The organism is Nonomuraea sp. C10 (genome assembly GCF_008017515.1).
Lineage (GTDB): Bacteria > Actinomycetota > Actinomycetes > Streptosporangiales > Streptosporangiaceae > Nonomuraea > Nonomuraea ferruginea.
In genome coordinates, this window is sequence record NZ_VPFF01000003.1 from 1,576,573 (window position 1) to 1,591,681 (window position 15,109).

General features: G+C 70.0%; 14 protein-coding genes. 8 read left to right on the forward strand and 6 right to left on the reverse strand.

What is annotated here, in order from left to right:
* Nucleotides 1-23 precede the first annotated feature (23 nt).
* Nucleotides 24-485 carry a hypothetical protein gene (locus tag FR742_RS39095; RefSeq protein ID WP_148034948.1) on the forward strand — a complete coding sequence of 154 codons (462 nt, stop codon included), beginning with the start codon at nt 24-26 and terminating at the stop codon, nt 483-485.
* Nucleotides 486-525: 40 nt separating this feature from the next.
* Nucleotides 526-1,878, forward strand: a complete 1,353-nt coding sequence (locus FR742_RS39100; protein WP_148034949.1) for a carboxylesterase/lipase family protein — start codon at nt 526-528, stop codon at nt 1,876-1,878.
* Here FR742_RS39100 and FR742_RS39105 read toward each other — a convergent pair.
* Nucleotides 1,875-3,014, reverse strand: a complete 1,140-nt coding sequence (locus tag FR742_RS39105) for a CdaR family transcriptional regulator (protein ID WP_148034950.1) — start codon at nt 3,012-3,014, stop codon at nt 1,875-1,877. The genes FR742_RS39100 and FR742_RS39105 overlap by 4 nt on opposite strands.
* A 114-nt stretch (nt 3,015-3,128) precedes the next feature.
* On the opposite strand from FR742_RS39105, the gene FR742_RS39110 reads away from it, so the two are divergent.
* The 4 genes from FR742_RS39110 (at nt 3,129) to FR742_RS39125 (ending at nt 5,319) form a co-directional block, all read left to right on the forward strand.
* Nucleotides 3,129-3,929, forward strand: coding sequence for an acetylxylan esterase (locus FR742_RS39110; RefSeq protein WP_148034951.1), 801 nt, complete (start codon nt 3,129-3,131; stop codon nt 3,927-3,929).
* Nucleotides 3,930-3,996: 67 nt separating this feature from the next.
* A complete protein-coding gene (locus FR742_RS39115) occupies nt 3,997-4,230 on the forward strand; it encodes an MHS family MFS transporter (protein ID WP_148036248.1) in 234 nt (77 codons plus the stop codon).
* Nucleotides 4,191-4,655 carry an MFS transporter gene (locus FR742_RS39120; protein ID WP_148036249.1) on the forward strand — a complete coding sequence of 155 codons (465 nt, stop codon included), beginning with the start codon at nt 4,191-4,193 and terminating at the stop codon, nt 4,653-4,655. The genes FR742_RS39115 and FR742_RS39120 overlap by 40 nt, the downstream gene beginning before the upstream one ends.
* Nucleotides 4,656-4,659: 4 nt before the next feature.
* Nucleotides 4,660-5,319, forward strand: a complete 660-nt coding sequence (locus FR742_RS39125; protein WP_148036250.1) for a TetR/AcrR family transcriptional regulator — start codon at nt 4,660-4,662, stop codon at nt 5,317-5,319.
* A 15-nt stretch (nt 5,320-5,334) separates the two neighbouring features.
* On the opposite strand, the gene FR742_RS39130 is transcribed toward FR742_RS39125, so the two are convergent.
* The 5 genes from FR742_RS39130 to FR742_RS39150 form a co-directional block, all read right to left on the reverse strand.
* Nucleotides 5,335-6,333, reverse strand: a complete 999-nt coding sequence (locus tag FR742_RS39130) for an ABC transporter substrate-binding protein (RefSeq protein ID WP_148036251.1) — start codon at nt 6,331-6,333, stop codon at nt 5,335-5,337.
* 13 nt (nt 6,334-6,346) lie between these two features.
* Nucleotides 6,347-7,120, reverse strand: coding sequence for an ABC transporter ATP-binding protein (locus tag FR742_RS39135; protein WP_148036252.1), 774 nt, complete (start codon nt 7,118-7,120; stop codon nt 6,347-6,349).
* Entirely contained in the window at nt 7,117-8,196 is a 1,080-nt protein-coding gene (locus tag FR742_RS39140; protein WP_148036253.1) for an iron ABC transporter permease, read from the reverse strand. The genes FR742_RS39135 and FR742_RS39140 overlap by 4 nt, the downstream gene beginning before the upstream one ends.
* 78 nt (nt 8,197-8,274) lie before the next feature.
* Nucleotides 8,275-9,726: a non-reducing end alpha-L-arabinofuranosidase family hydrolase gene (locus tag FR742_RS39145; protein WP_148036254.1), complete on the reverse strand. Its 1,452-nt coding sequence runs from the start codon at nt 9,724-9,726 to the stop codon at nt 8,275-8,277.
* Between the two features lie 57 nt (nt 9,727-9,783).
* Nucleotides 9,784-11,805 (reverse strand): RICIN domain-containing protein, encoded by a 2,022-nt coding sequence (locus FR742_RS39150; RefSeq protein ID WP_261809021.1) that lies wholly within the window; start codon nt 11,803-11,805, stop codon nt 9,784-9,786.
* Nucleotides 11,806-12,150: 345 nt separating this feature from the next.
* Here FR742_RS39150 and FR742_RS39155 point away from each other — a divergent pair, with 345 nt between their 5' ends.
* Complete coding sequence (locus tag FR742_RS39155; RefSeq protein WP_148036255.1) at nt 12,151-13,194, forward strand: LacI family DNA-binding transcriptional regulator; 1,044 nt, start codon at nt 12,151-12,153, stop codon at nt 13,192-13,194.
* A 166-nt stretch (nt 13,195-13,360) separates the two neighbouring features.
* On the forward strand, nt 13,361-15,076 hold the full coding sequence (locus tag FR742_RS39160; protein ID WP_315970663.1) for an RICIN domain-containing protein: 1,716 nt from the start codon (nt 13,361-13,363) through the stop codon (nt 15,074-15,076).
* Nucleotides 15,077-15,109: the final 33 nt, after the last annotated feature.

The following is a 15,109-nucleotide window of genomic DNA, read 5'->3' on the forward strand; positions in this document are numbered from 1 at the left end:
GGTCGACCAGAGGGAGTAACGGCATGCGATCTCACAAGCTCGTCCTCGCGCTCGCGCTGACGGTGGGCCTGGCCGTGTCCGCGGCCCCGGCCGCCGCGACGAGCACGGCCGGCACCTGTCGGGTGGAGCTGAACTTCGTCGACGCCTACGACACCGACGAGAACAACGGCGACGAGATCCGGATCAACCTCGCCGGGTACATGTACCCCGGCGGCGGCCGGTACGTCGCCATGAACAACGGTGACCGCGCCTATTCCGGCAACTTCGCCAACCCGGCCACCACCATCGGCACCACCGGGTCGGCGCTGTTCAGCCTGCGCGAGGTCACCCTGCCCGTCGTCGGCCAGGGCGACGTGCTCGGCTCGGTCACCGCCTGGGGCTTCACCTGCGCCACGCTCGCCACGGGCGAGGTCCAGGAGATCCCGCAGCACATCTTCGGCAGCGGCTACTGGTACTACATGAGCCTCGTGATGACCGGCCTGTAGGCGCCTTGTTTCCGACCGATCGATCGGTAGGATTCGGGCCATGGACATCATCGCGGTCACCCGGCACGGCAAGGTGCGTGGCCATCTCCAGGACGGGATCCCGGTCTTCCGCGGCATCCCCTACGCGGCCGCTCCCTTCGGGGCCGAACGTTTCCGCGCCCCCGCGCCCGTGCGCCCCTGGGAGGGGGTCCGTGACGCGCTGCGGTTCGGGCCGACCGCGCCCAAGCGTCCCTACCGGCCGCCGCTCGACCGGCTCATCCCCGAGGAGCCGATCCCCGGCGACGAGTGCCTCAACCTGAATGTCTGGACACCGGGCGTGGACGACGGCGCCCGCCCGGTGATGGTCTGGATCCACGGCGGTTCCCTGCGCAACGGCTCGTCGAGCATGCCGCTGTACGACGGCCACGCCTTCGCCCGCGACGGGGTGGTGCTGGTCTCGATCAACTACCGGCTCGGCGTGGAGGGCTTCGGCGTCTTCCCGGACGCGCCGGACAACCGCGGCCTGCTCGACCAGGTCGCCGCGCTGGAATGGGTACGCGACAACATCGCGGCCTTCGGCGGCGACCCCGGCAACGTCACCGTGTTCGGCGAGTCGGCGGGGGCGATCAGCATCGGGGCGCTGCTCACCAGCCCGCGGGCGAAGAGGCTGTTCCACCGGGCGATCATGCAGAGCGGCCCCCCGCACACGGCCACGCGCGAGGAGGCCGCCAAGATCGTCAAGCTGATGGCGGCCGAGCTGGGCGTCCCCGCCACGGCCGGGGCCTTCGCCGCCGTCGACCGCGAGCGGCTGCTCGACACCCAGGCCGAGGTCGTCGGCAAGGCGAACCCGATCACCGGCGGCCCCGCCTTCCACATCGTGGCCGAGCCCGGGGCCGCCCCGGTCGAGGCCGACCTCCTCATCGGCGCCAACCGGGAGGAGTACCGCCTCTGGTTCGTGCCCACCGGCGCCGTGGACCGGGTCAGCCGCCTGACCCTGCGCCTGGCCCTGCTGAAGTTCCGCATCCCCGCCCGCGCCGCCCGGCTCTACAGGTCCGCCCGGCCCGGTGCCAGGCCCGGCGAGATCCTCGGCGAGATGGCCACCGACCTGCTCATGCGCGGCCCGCTCAACCGCCTGGCCGACTCCGTGGAACGGGCCCACGTCTACGAGTTCGCCTGGCGCTCACCGGTCATGGACCTGGGCGCATGCCACGGCCTGGAGATCGGCTTCGTCTTCGACAACCTCCGGCACTGCCGTGAGCTGGCCGGCGACGACGCCCCGCAGGAGCTGGCCGACGCCATGCACCGGGCCTGGGTCGCCTTCGCCAAGACCGGCGACCCGGGCTGGCAGCGGTGGGACTCCTCCCGGCCCGTCATGGTCTTCGACTTGCCGGGCTGGTCACCGCTCGCGATCTAGCCAGATCCTGAGCTCCTCGTCCCTGGGGGCGTGGACGACGCCGGAGCCGCCTCCAGCAGCCGCGCCTGCGCGGGCACCGCCAGATCCAGCCCGGTCAGCAGGCTCACCCGCCGCAGCCGGTAGTCGAGCGTGTTGCGGTGGATGTGCAGGTCGAGCGCGGTCCGGCGGCGGTTGTGCCCTCGGTGGACGAACGCGCGCAACGTCTCCAGCAGGTGGGGATGGCCGTCGAGCGGCGCCAGCTTGGCGGCCAGCCGTGACAGGCCCGCGCCCGGCCGCGCGAGCTGGTGCTCCAGCAGCACGTCGTCGAAGCGGTAGAGGCCCGGCGGCCTGCCGAGCCTGCGCACCAGCTCCATCACCGCGCGGGCCTCCCGCGCCGCCTCCGGGATGCGCGCGGGCTCCTCCGCCAGCGCCGCGGCGACGAGCAGGGGCCGTCCCACGACGTCGGCCAGCCTGTCCGCGAGCGGCTCCGGCGGGCACCCGTCAGGCAGCAGCGCGACCCCGTCGACGTGGTCCATCAGCACCAGCGACCCGGTGTGCGCGTCCATCGCCGACTGCACGAGCCGGGCCGGCGGCGCGGGCTGCCCGAAGTCGAAGAGCACCACCTCGTGCGCCTGGCCCACCTCCACGCCCGCCGCCTCGGCCAGGCTCTCGTACGGCCGGCCGCTCAGCAGCGCGCCGATGAGCGCCCGTCGCACCCGCTTGTCCTCGCTCCTGATGTCCTCCTGCGCCTGCTGGTGGGCCAGGGCGACGGCGGGCATCGCCGTACGCAGGTAGCCGAGCAGCCCTTCACCGGCCTCGGCCAGCTCGCCGGGCCCGGCCGCCTCGGTCAGCGCCCGCCACCAGACCTCGGCGCCGATGAGGTAGGCGCTCACCGCCGCCTCCAGCGGCAGCCGCTCCTCGGCCCGGCGCGCCGACCACTCGATGATGCGCGTCAGATCGCCCGGCCCCACCGCGTCGTGCCTGCGGAGCGTGCGCAGCAGCATCGCCAGGACGGCCGAGACCGAACGGGTCACCTCACCGCTCAGGATCTCCGGCGGCAGGTCCCGGTAGAACGGGATCTCGGCGGCGCACCGGGCGACCACCGCGGAAGTGAGCTCCCGCACCCTCGGGGCCATCCGGCTGTGGAGGTCGGACATCCCGGGATCGTCACATTGCCCAAACCGCACCGTCAATCCTTGCCCCAAGTGCGCAAAGACGGCGGCCCCCGGCGCAACCAGGATGGCGGGTGAACCCCCAGCCAGGAGGCCGCCTTGTTCAGACGCCTGCTCATCCCCCTGCTCCTCGTACTCACCCTCGGCACGGCTCCCGCCAGTGCCGCGACCACGAACTGGGGCGCACCCGGCCCCTACGCCACCGCCGTCGAGATCGGCGCGGTCAACACCCTCTACTACCCCCGCGACATCGCCGGGAGCGACCGCCGGCACCCGGTGATCGTCTGGGGCAACGGCACGGGCGGCGCGCCGCTCGTCTACCGCGACCTGCTCCTGCAGTGGGCCAGCCACGGCTTCATCGTCTCCGCCGCCAACACCCCGATGTCGAACCTCGGCATCTCCATGCGCGCCGGGATCGACGCCCTCGCCCAGCGCGACGCCGACCCGTCGAGCGTCTTCCACCGCAAGGTCGACCTGACCCGCATCGGCGCCTCGGGACACTCCCAGGGCGGCGCGGCCGTCATCGTCGTCGGCGCGGACTCCCGCGTGGACACCATCCTGCCCATCCAGCCGGGCCCGCTGGCCGACATCGACGACGTCCACGGCCCCGCGTTCCTGATGGCCGGCCAGCGTGACTCCATCGTCTGGCCCGCGCTGGTCAAGGCGTTCTACAACGCCGCCGACCACATCCCGGCGATCTACGGCGAGGTGCGCGGCGCCGACCACTTCACCGTCGTCGGCGACCCCGGCCCGTTCGCCGCGCCCACCACCGCCTGGTGGCGCTTCCAGCTCATGGACGACCTCCAGGCCCGCGCCCTGTTCTACGGGCCGAACTGCGGCATCTGCGTCGACAGCGTCACCTGGTCGGACGTCCGCCGCAACGCCCGCGTCCCCCGCTGATCTTCCTGCCGATCGATCGGTAGGCTACGTTCGCCCTACCGATCGATCGCTCGGAAAAGAACCCCCCATGACCGTCGAAAGCCGGCCAAGACCCGCCCTCCTGCGGGTGACCATCGGCAGCTTCGTGGGCACCGTCATCGAGCAGTACGACTTCCTGCTCTACGGCTTCATGACCGCCCTGGTCCGGCGGCGAGGTCACCGGCGCGGTGCTGATGACCACCGAGTTCGCGCCCCGGCACCCAGCTCGGGCACCCGGCGCAGGTGCCGCTGGTCGCGGTGGCCATCGGCTCGGTCATGGTGATCGTCTTCGGCCCGCTCTGCGGCAGCCTCTCCGACCGCTTCGGCCGCCGCCCGATGATCGTGACGGGCTCCGCCCTGACCGCCCTGTTCAGCTTCGCCTTCTTCGCCATGCTGGCCACCGGCGGCGCCACCCTGATCTACCTGGCCTACGCGCTCGCCTTCGGCCTGGTGACCATCATGTACTCGCCGCTGATCACCTTCATCGCCGAGCAGTTCCCGACGGCCGTGCGCTTCAGCGGCGCCTCGGTCGCCGGGCAGATCGGCGCGGTGCTCGGCGGCGGCCTCGCCCCGCTGATCGCCACCGCCCTGCTCGCCGCCTGGGGGATCTGGGCCGTCGCGGCCTACGTCTGCGCCTCGCTGCTGGTGTCGCTCGCCTGCACGCTGGCGCTGAAGGAGACCAGCCGGAGCGACCTCACGGCAGAATGAGGTCGTGACTAACGATCGATCGGCAGCACTCGCGACCCAGCGACGGTTCGCCGCCTCCCAGGTCCGGCTCCCGGAGCACGTCCTGCTGGAGGGCACCTCCGGCCGGATCCTGCGCGAGGCGCTGCTGCTCTTCGCCGAGCGGGGCTTCTACGGCACGTCCATCCGCGACCTCGGAACGGCCTGCGGGATCCGCTCGGCGACCCTCTACTCCCACTTCCCCGCCAAGGAGAACGTCCTGGCGGAGCTGGTCCGCATCGGTCACGAGGAGCACCACCGCCGGCTCGTCGAGGCGGCCTCCACGGGGCCGGCGGACCCCGAGGCGCGCCTGCGCCGCGTGGCCCGCGCGCACGTCCTGGTCCACGCCGAGTTCCCCATGCTCGCGGTGGTCGCCAACAACGAACTGCACGCCCTCTCCGCCGAGCTGGCCGGCCCCGCGCTCATGCTCCGCGCCGACGGCCGCCAGCTGCTGATCGACATCCTCGACGAGGGCATCAGCGAGGGCGTCTTCGACGTGCCCGACGCCTTCCTGGCGGTCACGGCGATCAGCGGGATGGGGATGCGGGTGGCCAACTGGTACGACTCCGCCATGCCGTACGAACCCGAGGAGGTCGCGGACACCTACGCGGAGTTCGCCCTGCGGCTGACCCTGGCGGGGCGCCCCTGACGACGGTGGGCCCGGTCACCGTTCCAGGTCGCGGAGGTAGGCGGCGAAGCCTTCCAGACCGTCGATGTTGCGCGGCCCGCTGATGCCCTCGTTGTAGTCGAGGACGTAGAAGCGGTCGTGGACCACCGCGGGCAGTGCGCTGGTGGCGGGGAACTCCTTCAGGAACGCGATCTTCTCCCGGGCGGGCTTGTCGCCGTAGTCGAGGATGACGATCACCTCCGGCCGCGCCTCGACCACCGCCTCCCAGGTCACCTCGCTCCAGCGGGCGTCCAGCCCGGCGAAGACGTTGCGGCCGCCGGAGAAGCGGATGATGTCGTTGGGCGGCACCTGGGCGCCCGCGGTGAAGGGCTTGTCGGTGCCGGAGTCGTACAGGAAGACCGGCACGGGGTCGCCCTTCGGCGCCCGCGCCCGCACCGCCTCGACGCGCTCCCGGTATCCGGCGACCAGGGCCCGTGCCCGGTCCTCGACGCCGAAGATCCGGCCGAGGCGTTCCAGGTCGGTGTAGAGGCCCTCGAAGGGGGTGACCCGTTCGGGATGGCCGGGATAGTTGAAGCACGACTCGGCGTGCATGAAACTCTGGATCTTCAGCCCGTCGAGGATGGCCGGGGTGATACCGCGCTGGTCGCTGAAGCCCGAACGCCAGCCGGCGACCACGAAGTCGGCCCTGGCGTCCACCACGAGCTCGCGGTTGAGCAGGTCGTCGCTGAGGAACTCGACCTCGGCGTACTCGGCGGCCCAAGGGGACTCCTCGACCGGAGGGTTCGCGGGCGGCATGACGTAGCCGTGCACGTGCTCGGTGAGACCGAGGGCGAACAGCTTGTCGGCGCTGCCCGCCTCGTACACGACGGCGCGGGCCGGCGTCGTGTACTCGACCTGCTCGCCGCACCGGTTGACGGTCACCTTCCGTACGGACGCCGTACCGTCCTGGATCCGCGCGCCGCAGCCGGCGAGCAGGAGTGTCCCGGTCAGGACGGCGGCCATCGGACGGAAAGAGCGGGACGTACGCGCGATCATGCGGTGGTTCCTTTCATGGGCCGAGGTCGTAGAGCACCTGCGGCACACCGGTGAGTGGATGGGGGACGACGCTGGCCACGACGTCGAAGACGTCGCGCAGGAGAGCTTCGGTGAGGACCTCGCCGGGCGTGCCGGAGGCGACGACCTCGCCCGCGGCGAGCACGACCAGGTGGTCGCAGGCGGAGGCGGCGAGGTTGAGGTCGTGCAGGGTGACGAGCACGCCGAGGCCGGAGCCCTTGAGCATCGACAGCAGCCGGATCTGGTGGCGCAGGTCGAGATGGTTGGTCGGTTCGTCCAGCACGAGGATCCGCGGCTCCTGGACGAGCGCGCGGGCCACCAGCACCCGCCGGCGTTCACCGCCGGACAGCGACAACACCCCCCGGCCCGCCAGGTGGAGGACCTGCATCCGCTCCATGGCCTGCCGGCACAGCTCCCGCTCGCGCGGGCCGAGCGCCTGGTTGCCCCGTACGTGCGGGGCCCGGCCGAGGGCGACCACCTCCTCGACCGTGAAGTCGAGATCCGCGCCGCCCTCCTGGGTGAGCGCGGCGACCACGCGCGCGCTGTCCCGCAGCGTCATGGCGGACAGGTCCTGACCGTCGATCCAGATCGCGCCGCGCGACGGCCGCAGCGCCCGGTAGACGCACCGCAACGCCGTCGTCTTGCCCGAGCCGTTGGGCCCGATCAGCCCCACGACCTGGCCGGGCCCGACGGCGAGCGAAAGACTCTCGACGACGGTGATGCCGCCCAGCGACACCGACAGGCCGTCCACCTTCAGGTCGGCCGTCATGACCGGCCCCCGAAGAGGTAGCCGCGCCGGCGCAGCAGCGTGACGAACACCGGCACGCCGACCAGCGCGGTGATCACCCCGATCGGCAGCTCGCGCGGCGCCACCACGGTCCGCGCCATGAGGTCGGCCCAGACCATGAAGACGGCGCCGGCGAGCGGCGCGACGGCCAGCACGCGCACGTGCGCGGCCCCCACCCACAGCCGCACCACGTGCGGCATCACCAGCCCGACGAACCCGATCGCGCCGCTGACGGCCACCATCGCGCCCGTGAGCAGCGAGGTCAGGACGAACAGCCCGCGGCGGAGCGTCTCGGTGTCCACCCCGAGGCTCATCGAGGTCTCGTCGCCCAGAGCCAGCACGTCCAGGCTCCGGCCGAGCCGCCGCAGCACCACGACGGTGACGGTCGTGACGACCGTCACCACCGGCAGCGCTCCCCACGTCGCCCCGCCCAGGCCGCCCATCGACCAGAACAGCACGGTGCTGGTCGACTCGCCGTCCGGGGCGAAGTAGACGATCAGACTCATGACCGCCTGGAACCCGAACGCCATCGCCACCCCGGTGAGCACCAGGCGCAGCGGCTCCAGCCCGCCGCCTCGACGTGAGACCAGGTAGACCAGGGCCGAGACGAGCAGCGCGCCGAGGAAGGCGCCCGCGGAGACCGCGTAGATCCCCATCGCGGCCAGCCCGCCGGACACCGTGACCAGGACGGCCCCGGCCGACGCCCCTGACGAGACCCCCAGGACGAACGGGTCGGCCAGCGCGTTGCGCACCATGGCCTGGACCGCCACGCCGACCGCGCTGAGCCCGGCTCCCACCAGCACGGCCAGGAGCACCCGCGGCGTCCTGACCTGCCAGATGATCTGGTAGGCCGTGATCTCCTCGGCGGAGATCGCACCGCCGGTGACGGCCGCCCACAGGTGGCGCAGCGTCTGGCCGGGAGGCACGGCCGCGGCCCCCGAGCCGATCGCCAGCAGCACCGACACCGCCAGGGCGACGGCCAGCGACACGACGATCACGCCGACGCGCGGGCCTTCGCGTGCCTCGGACGGCCGCTTAGGAACGAAAACCGTTTTCATTGCCGCTTATCATCAGGGAAGCGGCACGGCATGTCAAAGGCGGGCCCTTGTGCAGGGCCCGCCTTCGAGGTCACGCCATCAGCGCTGCTGGGTCAGCAGACCCGGGCGGTAGGGCAGAAGCCCGTAGTCGCCGCCGGAGTTGGGGCTGCGCCCCTGGTAGAGCAGCTGCAGGTTGCAGGGGTCGACGGTGAAGGTCTGGTCGGCGTTGGCGCGGACCAGCTCGCCGTGACTGATGTCGTTGGTCCAGGTGGCGCCGCTGTTGGCCTTGCCGGCGAAGGGGTTGCCCTCTGTGGCGGCCTGCGGCGTCCACGAACCGTTCAGGCTGGTGGCCGTGAACGAGCGGAAGTAGCGGCCCTGGGAGCCGATCGCCTCGACGAGCATGAGGTACTTGTTCTGGCCCTGGAGCTTGTAGACCTGGACGCCCTCGAACAGGTTGTTCGTCGTGTCACTCATGATCACGGTCGAGGTGGTGCCGAAATTGCCGGGGAAGTTCCCGATGGGCATGCTGGCCCGGTAGATCCTGCCGTTGTCGCCGGCGAAGAACAGGTACATGTTCGTGCTGTCACCGATGAGCGTCTGGTCGATGGGGCCGGTTCCGGAGTTCGAGATGCTTCCGGAGAAGAGCGGCTGCTCCGACGACCAGCCGTTCGGGTTGGTGGGGTCGCTCGACGTCCTGTAGGAGAAGGCGGTCCTGCCCCACTGGTAGGCGAGCACCCAGATGTTCCTGGGGGCGAAGTAGAAGAGCGTGGGCGCGACGGTGGAGGACGACATCGTGTTCTGGCTGGCCGAGGCCATGTCCGACCAGTTGGTGAACAGGCTGAAGTTCATCGAGCCCCACCTGGTGCCCGTGTCGTGCGTCGTCGCGTAGACGAGGTGCCTGCCGTTGTAGGGGGCGACGGTGAAGTCCTTGAGCGAGACCCAGCCCGACTTCGGCTGCGCCAGCGGGCCCGTCGACGTCCAGCGGTACGTCGAGGGAAGGTCGCACTGGCCCGGGTCGCCGCCGCCGCCGTCCACCCGGACGAGCTGCCACTGCTGGTTGTTGCCGCCCCAGTCGTCGTACTGGACGATGTTGGCGTTGTCGGCGGTGGAGGCGCCCTGCACTTCGAGTGCCTTGTTGCTGTGGCGGGAGATGAGCCGCACGTATCCGTCCGGGCTGTCGGCCAGCCGCCACTGCTGGTTGGTGCCGTTGTGGTCGGCCCACTGGACGATCGCACCGCCGTTGGCGGTCGACCAGTTGTAGACGTCCAGCACCTTGCCGGAATGGCGGGACTTCAGGCGGTAGTAGCCGCCGCCCGAGTCGACGAACTGCCATTGCTGCTGGTTGCCGTTGTTGCGGGTCCACTGGGTGATGCGGCCGCCGTCGGCGGTGGACAGGTTGTAGACGTCCAGGGCCTTGCCGCTGTTGCGGTTCACCAGGACGTACCAGGCGTTGGTGTCCACGGTGGCGGCGTGGGCGGCGGGAAGGGCGACGAGCAGGCTCGCCAGTAAGGCGGCCACCGTCGCGAGGACGGCCAGGAATCTGTTCTTCATGGACGGGTTCGCGCCTTTCTGCGTCGAGGTCAAGGGGTCGAGGTCAAGGGGTCGAGGTCAAGGGGTGGTGAGGTCGAAGCGGCGCACGGTCACCGCGCCGCCGAGTGACTGGGTGGCGTAGTTGAAGATCCCGAAGCGGTAGCCCATGAAGAACTGCCAGGCGTTGTTCAGGGCGAAGGCCGGGCCGAGGCTCACGAAGTCGCTGCCGTTCGTGCTGTAGGAGAAGCGGGCCTGCCTGCCGGACCCGGGCCGGATGTCGGCGCTGACCCGCAGCCAGAGCCGGCCGCCCGAGATGTTCGCGCTCGCCGCCTCGGTGCCGGTGCCCGTGGTCTGCCACGAGCTGTTCATGGTGAGCCCGTTGGTCATCACGACCCGGTTGACGCCGTTGTCGCGTTTGACGCCGATCCAGGCCGACTGGTCGCGCAGCATGGCCAGCCCGGCGCGGTCGCCGTTGCTCATCTGCGAGTAGTCGAGCTCGATCGTCGCCGTCGACGACGGGCCCTGGATGCGGTGGGTCAGCGTGTTGCGGGCGTTGTAGAGGTCGCCGGTGACGGTCGCGGTCTGCAGGCGCAGGCCGTTGCCCGTGGAGAAGCGGCTGGTGTCGGGGTTGTGGTTCCACTCCCAGCGGTGCCCGAGGCTGCCCGAGGTGAAGGTGTCGGGGCCGATCATGGATGCCACGGTCCGGCTGGTCTGGATGTTCGGCTTGGGGTAGGTGACGCCCCAGCCGCCGTTGACGGTCTGCACGGTCGGCCAGTCGCCGTTCCAGGTGATCGGCGCGAGCGCCGGGACCCGCCCGCCGGGGTAGGCGTCGACGAAGGACATGTAGTACCACGCGCCGTTCTGGGTCTGGACGAGCCCGCCCTGATGGGGGACGCCGCCGCCGGAGATGGGGCCGGGCATGTCGAGCAGGACCTGGCGCATCTCGTACGGACCCCACGGCGACGTGGAGCGGAGCACGTACTGGCCGTTGGCGGGGCGGGTCAGCCAGATGTAGTAGTAGCCGTTCCGCTTGTAGAAGCGGGCGCCCTCCAGGGTGCCGACGCTGCTCGGGGTCTGGAACACCTGCTGGGCGCGGACCTGGCCGAGCCCGTCGGCCGTGAGCTGGGCGACGCTGATGGTGCCGTTGCCGTACGCGACGTACATGGTGTCGTCGGTGTCGACCAGCAGGCCGGCGTCGTAGTAGCAGTTGTTGATCTGCGAGCGCTTGCTCCACGTGCCGTCCACGGCGGAGGCGGTGTAGACGTACGTCCGGTTGAACTCGACGCAGCCGATCCAGTAGTAGGTGCTGTTGCTGGGCCGGTAGTTCAGGGTCGAGGCCCAGATGCCCTTCACGTACGCCCGGCCGCCGTTGAGGTCGTAGGCGCCCGAGCCGAAGTCCAGCCTCGGCACCGAATGCCCGGCGTACTCCCAGTCGACCAGGTTGTAGGAGCGCAGGATCGGCGCGCCCGGCGAGTAGTGCATCGTCGAGGCCGAGTAGTAGTAGGCGTCGCCCACCCGGATGATGTCGCCGTCGGCGAAGTCCTGCCAGACGACCGGGTTGGTGTAGGTGCCGCCCGGATTCGGGTCGCTCCCGATCGGGACGAGCTGCCACTGCTGGTTGTTGCCGCCCCAGTCGTCGTACTGGACGATGTTGGCGTTGTCGGCGGTGGAGGCGTTCTGGACTTCGAGTGCCTTGTTGCTGTGGCGGGAGATGAGCCGCACGTGTCCGTCCGGGCTGTCGGCGAGCCGCCACTGCTGGTTGGTGCCGTTGTGGTCGGCCCACTGGACGATCGAGCCGCCGTTGGCGGTCGACCAGTTGTAGACGTCCAGCACCTTGCCGGAATGGCGGGATTTGAGGCGGTAGTAGCCGCCGCCCGAGTCGACGAACTGCCATTGCTGCTGGTTGCCGTTGTTGCGGGTCCACTGGGTGATGCGGCCGCCGTCGGCGGTGGACAGGTTGTAGACGTCCAGGGCCTTGCCGCTGTTGCGGTTGACCAGGACGTACCAGGCGTTGGTGTCGACCGTCGCGGCCGACGCCTGTGGCGTGAGGAACACGCCCACCAGCAGCAGTGACGAGAGAACCGCGAGCACGCGCCTCACAGAGACCTCCAGAGCCGTTGGCCGCTTGCCTGGACGAAAATCACCACGAAACTTGTTAGCGTTAACACTCTGCCGCGTGAAACCGCGCGGCCTTCTTCGACGAGTACGTTGTCGCGGAGTACATCCGATGCCCCCGTCCGTCGTCAACGAGGGACCACCACTCGCGCACAGAGGTGTCGCCGTCCGGATGTCGCTTCGCCTGCGCATTCGCCGGAAAGAAGCGCACACGGCAGGACACCCATGTGTGAAAGTTTCAGAGAACAGCCCCCGTGAACCACGAAGGCGCCGGGTTAACTTGATTCCTCTCCGAGAGGCGACCGAAAAGTACCTGGATAAACTCCGGATATGGCCTCGACCGGAGAACCCCCCATCGGCGAATCGGCACCTTCGGTACCACTGACCCTGACTCAGCTGGCCGAACTGGCAGGAGTGTCCACCGCCACGGTCTCCAAGGTCATCAACGGTCGCTCGGAGGTGGGCCCGACGACCCGCGCGCTGGTCGAGAGGCTCATCGAGGAACACGGCTACCGCCGGCAGCGCCGTCGCATCAAACCCGCGAGCCTCATCGAGGTCGTCTTCCACGAGCTCGCCGGAGACTACCCGATAGAGATCGTCAAGGGGGTCCAGAGGGTCGCCTGGACCCACGGCCTGAGCGTGGTGGTCTCCGAGCTCGGCGGCCGGCACACTCCCGAGCCCAAATGGATCGGCGACCTGCTCACCCGCCGTCCCGCCGGTGTGATCACCGTGTTCTCCGGGCCGGCGGAGGATCAGCGCGTGCGCCTCGCGACCCAGGAGATCCCCCTGGTGGTGCTGGATCCGGCGGGCAATCCGGGGCTCGGCGTGCCGTCCGTGGCCGCCACCAACTGGAGCGGCGGCCTGGAGGCCACCCGTCACCTGCTCGAACTCGGCCACCGGCGCATCGCGATGATCACCGGACCCTCGTTCGCGCTCTCCAGCCGGGCCCGGCTGGACGGTTACCGCGCCGCTCTCGACGCCGCGGGTGTGCCGATCGACCCGGCTCTCATCCGTCAGGGAAACTTTCAGATCGAGGACGGGGTGGCCCACACTCACCAGCTGATGAAATTACCCGAGCCGCCCACCGCGATCTTCGCCGCCAACGACGGTCAGGCCATCGGCGTCTACCACGCGGCCCACGAGCTGCGACTCCGCATTCCCGACGACCTGAGCGTGATCGGCTTCGACGACATGCCGGTCTGGCGCTGGGCGCAGCCGCCGCTCACGACCATCCACCAGCCTCTGCGCGAGATGGGCGCCACGGCCGCGACCATGCTGATCAGCCTGGCCGAGGGGGAGACGCTCCAGCAGAAACGGGTGGAGCTGGGGACCGAGCTCGTGGTCCGCCAGAGCACGGCCACCCTCCGGTCATGATCTTGGTTAAGTTTCTTCCCGGTGAACGGTTGACGCGCCGGGGCGAGGGCTCTACCTTCCAGCCAGAGATGTTAGCGCGAACACTCGGCGCTCCGAGATAGTCCTTCCCTCCCCGACATGTACGTGCGTACGCCGAATTGGGAGCGCTCCCAAAAGAGGAGGCAACATGCGGAACGGACCCGTCAGCCGGAGGACCATGCTGGCCACGATGGGAGCCCTGCCCGTCATCGCGGCCACGGCGCGGCCCGCGGGGGCGACGGCCGCCGCCGCGGCGGTCATCGATCCGTCGGCGGGGCGGCAGACGATCCGCGGTTTCGGCGGCATGACCCACTCCGCCTGGATCGGCGACCTGACGTCCGCCCAGCGGGACACGGCGTTCGGCACCGGCGAGGGCCGCCTGGGGTTCTCCGTGCTCAGGATCCCCGTCCCCGAGAACCAGGCCGACTGGAGCCGTGACCTGGCGACGGCGCGGCGCGCGATCGAGCTCGGGGCGACCGTCATCGCCTCGCCGTGGAACCCTCCCGCCCACATGGTCGAGACCTTCGTACGCGGCAGCCAGACCAACGCCCGGCGCCTCAGGTACGACATGTACGGCGCCTACGCCCAGCACCTGAACGACTTCAACGGCTTCCTGCGGAACAACGGGGTGAACCTGTACGGCATCTCGGTGCAGAACGAGCCCGACTACGCCCACGAATGGACGTGGTGGACTCCCGCCGAAATGGTGCGTTTCCTGCGGGAGAACGCCGGCTCGATCGGCACCAGGGTCATCGCGCCCGAGTCCTTCCAGTACCTGAAGAACATGTCGGACCCCATACTCAACGACCCCTCGGCGCTCGCCAACGTGGACATCATCGGCGCTCACCTCTACGGCACGTCGTTCGCGAACTTCCCGTACCCCCTCTTCAAGCAGAAGGGCGCGGGCAAGGAGCTCTGGATGACCGAGGTCTACTACCCCAACAGCAGCGATTCGGCCGACCTCTGGCCCCAGGCGCTCGACGTGGGGGAGCACATCCACCGCGCGATGGTGGACGCCGAGTTCCAGGCCTACATCTGGTGGTACATCCGGCGCGGGTACGGCCCCATGCGGGAGGACGGCCAGATCAGCAAGCGCGGCGCCAACATGGCGCAGTTCGCCAGGTTCGTCCGCCCCGGGTACGTGCGGATCGAGGCCACGGCGAACCCGGCGTCGAACGTCTACGTCTCGGCCTACCGGGGCGGTGACTCCACGGTCGTCGTCGTCGCCATCAACAAGGGAACCTCCGGGGTGAGCCAGCAGTTCACCCTGGCGAACGGCACCGCGTCCAGCGTCTCGTCCTGGCTCACCGACGCGAGCAGGAACGTCGCGCCCCAGGGCACGACCGGCGTGTCCAACGGCTCCTTCACCGTCACGCTCCCCGCCCGAAGCGTGACCACCTTCGTCACGGGCGTGACCGGGTCCCCTGGCGGGATCGACACCAGTGCCTGGTACGTCCTGGTCAACCGCAACAGCGGCAAGGCCCTGGACGTCTACAACCTGTCCACCGCCGACGGCGGCCGCATCACCCAGTGGACCCGCAACAACGGCAACCAGCAGCAATGGCAGTTCGTCGACTCGGGCGGCGGCTACTACCGCCTGAAGTCCCGCCATTCCGGCAAGGTGCTGGACGTCTACAACTGGTCGACCGCCAACGGCGCATCCATCGTCCAGTGGGCCGACCACAACGGCGCCAACCAGCAGTGGCGGACGGCTGACTCCGGCGGCTACCTCCGCCTGATCAACCGCAACAGCGGCAAGGCCCTGGAGGTCCAGGGCGCCTCCACCGCCGACAACGCCAACATCGTCCAGTACGACGATTGGGGCGGCGACAACCAGCAGTGGCAGCTCGTGCGGACCGGCTGACGCCCGTTTGTCCAGGTAGGACGGGGTAGCACG